This window comes from Actinophytocola sp. (assembly GCF_036555685.1).
Taxonomy (GTDB): Bacteria; Actinomycetota; Actinomycetes; order Mycobacteriales; family Pseudonocardiaceae; genus Actinophytocola.
The window spans coordinates 25,642-33,414 of record NZ_DATBKY010000295.1; the positions used below are offsets into that span (position 1 = coordinate 25,642).

7 protein-coding genes are annotated in these 7,773 nt (G+C 70.6%); 4 read left to right on the forward strand and 3 right to left on the reverse strand.

The window, feature by feature from the left end; genetic code table 11:
- Nucleotides 1–7: 7 nt before the first annotated feature.
- Both VH969_RS30245 and VH969_RS30250 read right to left on the reverse strand, forming a co-directional pair.
- A complete protein-coding gene (locus tag VH969_RS30245) occupies nt 8–1,084 on the reverse strand; it encodes a hypothetical protein (RefSeq protein ID WP_331980466.1) in 1,077 nt (358 codons plus the stop codon).
- A gap of 157 nt (nt 1,085–1,241) precedes the next feature.
- On the reverse strand, nt 1,242–2,102 hold the full coding sequence (locus VH969_RS30250) for a lysozyme (RefSeq protein WP_331980468.1): 861 nt from the start codon (nt 2,100–2,102) through the stop codon (nt 1,242–1,244).
- A 320-nt stretch (nt 2,103–2,422) separates the two neighbouring features.
- Between VH969_RS30250 and VH969_RS30255 the strand changes: the two genes are divergently transcribed.
- On the forward strand, nt 2,423–4,495 hold the full coding sequence (locus VH969_RS30255; RefSeq protein WP_331980470.1) for a putative bifunctional diguanylate cyclase/phosphodiesterase: 2,073 nt from the start codon (nt 2,423–2,425) through the stop codon (nt 4,493–4,495).
- On the opposite strand, the gene VH969_RS30260 is transcribed toward VH969_RS30255, so the two are convergent.
- A complete protein-coding gene (locus tag VH969_RS30260; RefSeq protein ID WP_331980472.1) occupies nt 4,476–5,051 on the reverse strand; it encodes a type VII secretion system-associated protein in 576 nt (191 codons plus the stop codon). The genes VH969_RS30255 and VH969_RS30260 overlap by 20 nt on opposite strands.
- Before the next feature lie 46 nt (nt 5,052–5,097).
- Between VH969_RS30260 and VH969_RS30265 the strand changes: the two genes are divergently transcribed.
- From VH969_RS30265 to VH969_RS30275, 3 genes are all read left to right on the forward strand, one after another.
- Nucleotides 5,098–5,718: a DUF3558 domain-containing protein gene (locus VH969_RS30265; protein ID WP_331980474.1), complete on the forward strand. Its 621-nt coding sequence runs from the start codon at nt 5,098–5,100 to the stop codon at nt 5,716–5,718.
- Between the two features lie 133 nt (nt 5,719–5,851).
- Complete coding sequence (locus tag VH969_RS30270) at nt 5,852–6,226, forward strand: hypothetical protein (RefSeq protein WP_331980476.1); 375 nt, start codon at nt 5,852–5,854, stop codon at nt 6,224–6,226.
- Between the two features lie 45 nt (nt 6,227–6,271).
- Nucleotides 6,272–7,741 carry a PPE domain-containing protein gene (locus VH969_RS30275; protein ID WP_331980478.1) on the forward strand — a complete coding sequence of 490 codons (1,470 nt, stop codon included), beginning with the start codon at nt 6,272–6,274 and terminating at the stop codon, nt 7,739–7,741.
- Nucleotides 7,742–7,773: the final 32 nt, after the last annotated feature.

Sequence of the window (7,773 nt, forward strand, 5' to 3'; positions counted from 1 at the left end):
CCATCGGTCAGAACGCGTAGAAGGTGAAGATGCACCATCCGCCGTCCTCGAGGAACGCGCTGGTGCGGGCGGCCGACGTCGGCGCCCCGTTCAGTGTGCCTTTGAGATCGACACCGATGTACTCGGACTGGGACTCCATGCCGGACGTGTCCATCTGCAGGCTCGCCTTGCCCCCGACCGCGTCGTCGATGTCGCCCTGGCTCGTGCTGTCCGGGCAGAGCTTGCTCTTCGCGCCGGCCGCGTCGCCGCCGTTGACCTGGTCGAGGAAGCCCTGGACGAACTGCTCGCCCTCGGTGCCCGAACCACCGCTGCCGCCGCTGCCGCCGCCGGTCGACGGCGGGTCGCTGGGCTCGCTCGGCCCGCTCGGCGGCGTCGGCAGGTCGCCGCCGCCACCCGAGACCGCGATGTTGTCCCAGCACCAGTCCTTGCCGTCCTTGACGACCGTGAGCTCGTAGTCGGCGTGGTCGCCGTCGACGGCGATGTCGACCGTCGCGACGGCCTTGTCGCCGCCCTGGTCCTTCGTGTCCTTCAGCTCTGCGCCGGAGATCTGGTCGATGTCGTCGATCGCGTCGTTGACGTCGGACTTCGCGCCGGAGCACGTGAGGTCCCGCAGCGCGTCCGCGTCCTTGTCGTCGGCGGCCTTGACCAGCTCGTCGATGAACGCGTCGGCCCCGCTGTCCTTCGTGGACGAAGGGGTCGAGCCGCCGCCCGCGTTGTTCTTGTCGTCACTGAGGAAGAAGCCGGGCGCGACGAAGCCGGTGATGCCCAGGCCGCCGAGCAGCAGCACGACGATCGCCACGACGGCGACGATCATGCCGGTGTTCTTCTTCGGCGGCGGGGGTGGGCCGTAGCCGCCGTACTGTCCACCCGGGAACCCGCCGTACTGCGGGTACTGCGCGGTCGGGTCGTACCCGCCGTACTGGCCCGCCTGCTGCGGATAGCCACCGGTCGGCGTCTGGGGCGGTTGCTGATAGCCCCCGTACTGGCCGGGCTGTTGCGGACCGGGGCCGTACTGGCCGGGCTGCTGGCCCTGGCCGTACGGGTCGGGCTGCTGACCGTACGGCTGCTGCGGTGGGTACGTCATCCTGCGATTCCCTCCCCGGAGAACATGTCTCTGCCCGAAAGTCCGACGTGCCCACGGAGGACTCCGTTCCCGACTCACGCCGGAGCTTAAAGGGACGAAGGGGGCCTTCGCTCCAGTGGTGGGCGAAAGCCCCCTTCGCAGAGGGTCGAACCGTTTGTCAGTCGTGGTTGGTGGCGAACACCTGCAGCCGGCTGTAGTCACCGTTGAAGGTGTTCTGGTCGATCGGCGAAGAGCTGTACTGCCACACCGTGTAGAAGCCCCAGTTGTACGGCAGCGTGCCCGGCGCGGACGCGTACCGCGCGACCCACAGCGGGTTCGTGCTGCTGAAGTCGCCGCTGACGCACTGGCTCCACCAGCTCGTCGACGTGTAGATCGCCGGGTACTTGTTCCACCTGGCCTTGTACGTGTTGCTGAAGTCCAGGATCCACTGGGTCATCGCGGCCTTGGACAGGCCGTAGCACGTCGAGCCGTACGGGTTGTACTCCATGTCCAGCGCGCCCGGCAGGGTCTTGCCGTCCGCGGACCAGCCACCGCCGTGCGCGCTGAAGTAGTTCGCCTGGGTGGCGCCACTCGACGTGTTCGGGGTGGCGAAGTGGTACGCCCCGCGGATGAAGCCCTGGTTGTAGGAGCCGTTGTACTGCTGGTTGAAGTACGGGTTGGTGTAGTTCGTGTTCTCGGTGGCCTTCACCCAGACGAAACGCTTGCCGGCGTTCCACTGGGCGGCCCAGTCCACGTTGCCCTGCCAGCCGCTGACGTCGATGCCCGACACGGAGGCCAGCACGCCGACGTCGGCCGGGTTGACGGTACGGGGCATCTGCGCGACACCCTCGTGCTTGCGGATCTGGGAACCCATCGGGTGGTCGTACTTCTTCACCATCGCGTCGACCGATGAGTGACCGCCGGCAGGGGAGGCGGTCTGGTCGGCCAGAGCCGGGGCGGCGACCCCGGCGAGTAGCAAGCTTGCGGCCGCAGCGGCCACGATCAGTCCGCGACGCCGGTCGCGGAGGAAACGGATCATGTGAAAACGCCCTTTCCGAATCGCCCTCGCGTAAGCAGCTCACGGGCCGGAGCTGCCAAGATACCGATTGTGGTCGCGAACTGGCGATTTGTCACGCCTTCCGGTGAATTAGTAACGGCGAATCCGATAACGTTTTGAGTGGCCGATCGTTGAACCAGTGGCGAGCCCTAAGCTCGGCGGCGGCGATCCGGGCCGGTGACGATCGGCTCGTGACCGGTGCTGACGGTCAGGAAGCGATCGTGGACGGAGTGTGATCGTCGCCGTATCCTTCGGGGTACCTCGAGCAGGCTGTCCGACCAACTGTGCCGGAAGGTGTGACGGTGGCAGGCGCGAAAAGGTCTGGCCGCGAGGAATTCGTCGCGGCGTGGGCCAGTGCGCTCTCAGAGACCGCGTTCGTGGCCGCCGAACGCGGCGAGCTCCACGATCGGCTCGACAGGTACACCGACGTGCTACTCACCGCGGTGGCAGACGAGGTCTGGGAACCCACGCACGCGCAGTGGGTCGGCGCGGAGATCGTCCGCCAGCGGTTCATCGCCCCCGAGGCGCTGTCCGTGACCATGCACCTGGTCTCCGGGTTCCTGGCCGGCTCGGAGCGGCTGGACCTCGTGCAGTCCGCGCTCGCCGCCGGGTTCGTCCGGGCCTCGCAGGAGTGGATCTTCACGCAGCAGGAGTCGCTGCGCCGTTCCGTGCTCGAAGCCCGGGACAGCGCCGAGTCCGCCCGCCGCACGAGCGAGGCCCGGTTCCACGCGATGTTCACCGACGCCGCGATCGGCATCGGCATCTGCGACACCGAGGGCACGCTGCTCGAGGTCAACCCGGCGATGGCCGCGATGCTCGACCTGCGGCCCGAGCAGATGCACGGCCGCAACCTCGTCGAGTACTACCACCCCGACGACCCGCCGACGCTGCGCCGGTACTTCAACGAGATGGTGGCCGGCGAGCGCGACCACTACCGGATCGAACGCCGCTTCCGGAAGCGGGACGGCACGCCGCTGTGGACGAACGTCACCGTCTCCCTCGTGCGCGACGAGCGCGGCGCGCCGCAGTACCTCGTCGGCATGGTGGAGGACAACACCGAGCGCCACGTGCTGTCGGAGAAGCTGCGCCACCAGGCCAACCACGACCCGCTGACCGGGCTCAGCAACCGCGCGCTGTTCACCGAGCAGCTGCACGCAGCGTTCGCCGCGGGCAACGGCCGGCGGATCGGGCTGTGCTACCTCGACCTGGACGGCTTCAAGGCGATCAACGACACGCTCGGCCACGTCATCGGCGACCACCTGCTCATGCAGGTCGCCGCCCGGCTGCACCGGCTCGTCGACGCGCCCGGCCGGCTGGTCGCCCGCATGGGCGGCGACGAGTTCGTCGTGCTGGTCGAGCGGACCGACGGCTTGGCGGAGCTGATCGCGCTGGCCGAGCGGATCCTCGCCGAGATGTCCGAGCCGGTCCTGATCAGCGGCCACCGGCTGACCGTGTCGGCGAGCGTGGGCATCGTGGAGCGGCCGGTGGCGACGTCCACGCCGGCGGACGCGATGCGCGATGTCGACGTGACGCTGCACTGGGCCAAGGTCGACGGCAAGAACCGCTGGGCCTGCTTCGATCCCGAGCGCAACGCACGGGAGATCGCCCGCATCACGCTGTCCGCCGCGATGCCGGCCGCCCTGAAGCGTGGCGAGTTCTACGTCGACTACCAGCCGATCGTCCGCCTCTCCGACGGCCAGCTGCTCGGCGTCGAGGCGCTCGTGCGCTGGGCGCACCCGGAGTTCGGCCGCCTCGGCCCGGACCGGTTCATCGGGCTCGCCGAGGAGACCGGGCTGATCGTGCCGCTCGGCCTGTGGGTGCTCGCGCGCGCGTGCGAGCAGGCCGTGGCGTGGGCGGCGCTGGGCGGCATCGAGCCGGTGGTGAGCGTGAACCTCGCCGCGCGGCAGGTCGCGGAGCCGGGCCTGGTCGACGACATCGCCAAGGTCCTGCGCACCGCCGGGCTGGCGCCGACGAGCCTGCAGCTGGAGCTCACCGAGAGCGCGATCATGGGCACGACGGGCGAGCCGCTCGCCGCGCTGCGCAAGCTCGCCGACATGGGCATCCGGATCGCGATCGACGACTTCGGCACCGGCTACTCGAACCTGTCCTACCTGCGGCACCTGCCCGTGCACGCGCTGAAGGTCGCCGGCTCGTTCGTCGAGGGCCTGCGCAGCGACGAGTGCGACTCGGTCGACGCGCAGATCGTGACCGCGCTGGTGTCGCTCGCGCACACGCTGAACCTCGAGGTGATCGCCGAGGGCGTGGAGACCCGCGAGCAGGCCGACCTGCTCCGGATGATCGGCACGGAGTCAGCGCAGGGCTGGCTCTACGCCAAGCCGGGTCCGCCCGAGGAGATCAACCACTGGCTCTGCTGAGGTGCTCGGCGGGGATCAGCGCGGCGAACGGGCCGGCCGGGTTGATCACCAGCGGGTGGCCGTGCAGCAGGGGGACCAGGTCACGGCCGGTGATCTCGCGCCACCCGGGCCACGCCGAGGGCACGTGGGCGACGGACGTGCACGCCGGGACCACGACCGTGCCCTGGCGGGTGGGGAATCCGGTCACCGCGCGGTCGCCGGGCGAGGTCGCGTAGAGCAGCAACGGTGCGCGCAGCACGGCGGCCGGCAGCGTCGACTGGTCGACCTGACCCGAGCCGGCCAGCCGCAGCGCCCGCTCCAGGTCGCTCGCCGGGTCGGGCACGTGCGGCGCGGCCGGCGACGGGCGGTACCCGGTGTTGCGCCGGAAGGCCGCGTCGATCTCGCCACCCGCGTTCACCGGGTACGCGCCGGCCACGCCCCACGGCGGGATGTCCGCGTCCGCGTCGAAGGCCGGATCGATCACGTAGAGCCAGGTGCCGGGGTTCGCCCGCGCGCTCGCCCGCATCCGCGGGGTGATCTCCGGCGGTGCCCCGTCCCGGGCCGACTGCTCCGACATGGCCACATCGTAGGTCCGTTCGGCCCAATCGGTAGGTTGGCCGACCATGCGGACCCCCCTGCGGATTCTGTGCACCGCGCTCGCGTCACTGCTGCTCGTCGCGGGTTGCTCCGCAACGAGGACCGGGGAGCCGACCACCGACAAGCCGCCCGCCACGGGCGAGACCACCACGGGCCGAACGGACGAACCCACCCGCGGTCCCACGCCCAGCGAGGGCCCGAAGCGGCCGAAGGACATCGACATCGCCTCGCTCGATCCTTGCGCGCTGATGAACAAGGTGCCCGTACGCAAGTACGGCCTGGACGGCCGCAAGCCGGTCGGTGGCACCTCGTCCCTGTTCCCCGGCAACAAGGACTGCTTCTCCGGCGGGATCGACAACAACCTCGGCCTCACGTTCGTCGCGGTGGCGGACAAGGACGCCGGCGACTTCGTCGAGACGGCGAACGCGCGGGTCACGGAGTACGACGCGGAGGGCTATCCGCTGTACGTGCTGCAGAACCAGAACGCGCGGCTGACCTGCTTCGGCGTGCTGGACGTGCACGACGGCCAGTTCATCTGGATCGCCTACGGCATGGGCAGTCCCAACCAACGGCCGATAACGCCCAAGACGAAGCTCTGCCAGACTGTGCCCATGATCGCCGCGTCGACGGTCTCCGCACTCGGCTGACGTCATGGCCGAGCCCTGCTCGCGTCCCGGAAGAAAGTTTTCGATCTCGGCCGCTTGCTTGTGGGAACCACAACACGGCGGGCCGCATCAGAGATACAGTCGTCGCAATTGCACAGACTGAGGGAGACGGACCGTGTTTCTCACTGACGGTGGTGGCGGGGCAGCGCCAGCGGGGCCGACATTCACGGGCACTCAGCGCCTGCGCATCGAGCCATCCTCCATCCCCGAGGCGCTGACCGCGTTCCGGGAGGCCTTCGACCGCGTCTCGCAGAAGGTCTCGGAGCTGGAGGGCCTGCAGATCAACGACTGGGCGGGGGACCCGGTCAGCAGCGAGACGGCCAAGCAGTTCATCCAGCGCACCAACGGTGGCGGGGCGGACTCGGCGGTCAAGTGCCTCATCGGCTACCGCGACCAGCTGCAGGCGGCCATCCAGTCGCTCGAGGACGCGCACGCCGAGTACATGGCCATCGAGGGAACGAACACCGCCCGCTGGGGCAAGTACGACTAGGCGGATCACCGGCGGATCACCACAGCACGCGAAGGATCGATCTCCATGGCTAACCGTTGGCGGGGCTACGGGCACCCGGAGCTCTACAGCATGATCAATAGCGGACCGGGGGCGTCCGCATCCGAGCCGCAGATCGCGTACTGGAAGGGCCTGACCGAGCAACTCGGCCAGGTCGACGCGGATCTGAACCACAAGCTCAACAGCATGGGCGCCACCTGGGAGGGCAAGGCCGCCGAGAGCGCGCAGTCCGGCCTCACCCCGCTCGCCGAGTGGGCCACCGACGCCGAGACCGGCTCCACGGTCATGCAGACCTCCTCGGAGCTGCAGGCGGACTACATCTCCGACGCGCGGGCGAACATGCCCGAGCCGGTCAAGGTCACCACACCGGCCCCGTCCGGCTGGCAGATGGCCACTGCGGCCGCGGGCGCGCTCACCGGCAACCCGGGCCCCGCCCTGGCGGTCGCCGCCCAGGCGGCGGACCACGAGGCGCAGGAGCAGGCGCAGAACGAGGCCGAGCAGAAGGCCGTTCGCACCATGCAGAACTACGAGAGCAGCAGCACCTGGAACCGGGACACGCTCGGCACGTTCGTCGCGCCGCCGGACGTCGTCGTGGCGACCCCGGCGCCGCAGGGCGGCACGGGCGGTCACGTCGAGTCCGCGAACTCGCAGGTCGGCACGAACGCGCACGGCACCACGCAGCCGACGAGCACCAGCCACGCGACGATCCCGACGACCAACGGCACGGCCGGCACCGGCGGCACGCTGGTGCCCACCGGCGGCGGCACCGCGCAGCCGCCGACCACGACGGTGCCGACCGGCGGCGGCGTATCCGCCATCCCGGCGACCACCACGCCGCAGAGCCTGCTGCCGCCGACCGGTCAGCCGCCGATCGGCCAGCCGCCGGTCCAGCCGGGGCCGAGCATCCCGAACCCGCCGGTCACCCCGTCGAACCCGGCGCTGAACAACCCGCTGCTGCCGACGTTCGGCAACCCGGGACCCACCAACCCGCTGACCAACGGCAACACCAACCCGCTGACCAACGGCAACCGTGGCCCGCTCGTCGGGCGCGGCCCGGTGCCGACCAACGGCATCCCGGGCGAGCCGGCTCCTCCGGTCAACGCGGGCGACGCCGCCCGCCGCGCGCTGCCGCTGCGCGGTGGCCTGCCCGCCGGCGGCGCCGGTGCGGTCGAGCCGGACCTCGTGCGCCAGGGCAACCCGTACGGTCGCGGTGGCGTCGGCGGCTCGGTGCCGGGGGCGAACGCCGCGGTCCGCAGCGGCCCCGGTGCCGCGACGGCGGCCGGTGGTCGCGGTGCGGCGTCCGGCGTCCGTGGTCCGGGTGGCGCGGGTGCGCGCGGTGGCGTGAACGGCCCGATGGGTGCCGGCGGCCGGCGCGCCGACGACGAGGACGACGAGGAGCGCTACGCGCCGGACTACCTGCTGGAGACCGAGGACGTCTTCGGCGACGACCGCCGCGTGGTGCCGGGCGTGATCGGGGAGACCGCGCCGCTGGAGTAAGCACAGTCGAACAACGGTCGGGGCGGGGTGTC

Bases quoted from the DNA above. Each gene is read 5' to 3' on its own strand.
- VH969_RS30260 (WP_331980472.1), bottom strand. From the start codon at position 5,051: ATGTCGGAGCAGTCGGCCCGGGACGGGGCACCGCCGGAGATCACCCCG.
- VH969_RS30265 (WP_331980474.1), top strand. From the start codon at position 5,098: ATGCGGACCCCCCTGCGGATTCTGTGCACCGCGCTCGCGTCACTGCTG.
- VH969_RS30245 (WP_331980466.1), bottom strand. From the start codon at position 1,084: ATGACGTACCCACCGCAGCAGCCGTACGGTCAGCAGCCCGACCCGTAC.
- VH969_RS30250 (WP_331980468.1), bottom strand. From the start codon at position 2,102: ATGATCCGTTTCCTCCGCGACCGGCGTCGCGGACTGATCGTGGCCGCT.
- VH969_RS30275 (WP_331980478.1), top strand. From the start codon at position 6,272: ATGGCTAACCGTTGGCGGGGCTACGGGCACCCGGAGCTCTACAGCATG.